Annotated in this window: 1 pseudogene; it reads left to right on the top strand. The window is 35.3% G+C overall.

Features of this window, described 5'->3' with window-relative positions:
* Positions 1-1,017 (top strand): annotated as a pseudogene (locus tag FTV43_RS15855) (site-specific integrase); the annotation flags it as partial.

The following is a 1,017-nucleotide window of genomic DNA, read 5'->3' as shown; positions in this document are numbered from 1 at the left end:
TCAAAAGTTGAGCCGAGACGAACAATCAAAACTGATGCAATTTACTGAAGATGAATTTAATAAAAGAAGGAAGCAATTCAACCAGAATGTAGATAAAAAATCATACAGAATTAAGCTAAATCCACATACTAAACGGATCGTACTGCCTAGAAAAATTGAGAGTACAGAGTCACGGTTAGAACAGGGGCATCTACATATCCATGTACTTAAGGAATTAAGGCAGTATTGGCAAGATTCATTTGAATATTGGAATGAACCAAAGTACTTATGGGGAAATTTATGCTTAAGTTTTATATATATTTCAGGCTGTGCAGATGAACAGCATTTGATTGCTATTCAGAAGCAATTGCAGGAGGCCATTGAGCTTGGTACAGATCTGAATTGTTTTCGGTTATACCATTCGGACTACAAAAAAATCACTAATCCATTGTTACTACATTATCGTGTTGAAAACTCTCAATATGGCAACGATGTAGAACAGGGAAAGTTGTACCAATGGAAACATGTTTTTTTTAACCCATATGCGCAGTTCATTTTGCAATATTTAAAAAAGTTGAAAGCTGCTCAGAAAGAATTTTGTCTGCAACATTCAGTTGAAGATTGTATTTTAGAAAGCTTGAGTAAGATAGGCAGGAAAAAAAGTCTTGGGGATCTGCAATATCAAATTAAACGCCGTGGATTTCGTGCATTTAATGATGTGCAAATGGTACTCGAATTTAATCCAAACCTCAGCATAGATATATTTTTGAGTAATGTGCTTCAGCAAGAGATTAATACTGTTGCTTTAAGGCCATCCGAATTTAGATTGCTGTGGAATAATGATTACAATCAAGTCACAGAACCAGATAATCGCCCTATTCATTTTGAACAAGAGCAGTTACTTCCTGAAGTTCCGACTGTTCAAAGCAAATTACAAACGATTCCGTATGAGTTGATGTTGTTTGGTCAAAAGAAACGTAAAGGTCAAAAAGTTGAGCGTTTAGATAAAAAGAGGAATAAAGAAGAACGCACGCTACG

It is taken from the genome of Acinetobacter sp. YH16053, assembly GCF_013417035.1.
Lineage (GTDB): Bacteria > Pseudomonadota > Gammaproteobacteria > Pseudomonadales > Moraxellaceae > Acinetobacter > Acinetobacter towneri.
The sequence above is the reverse complement of the archived record's forward strand: the minus strand, read 5'-3'. Positions and strand labels throughout refer to the sequence as shown.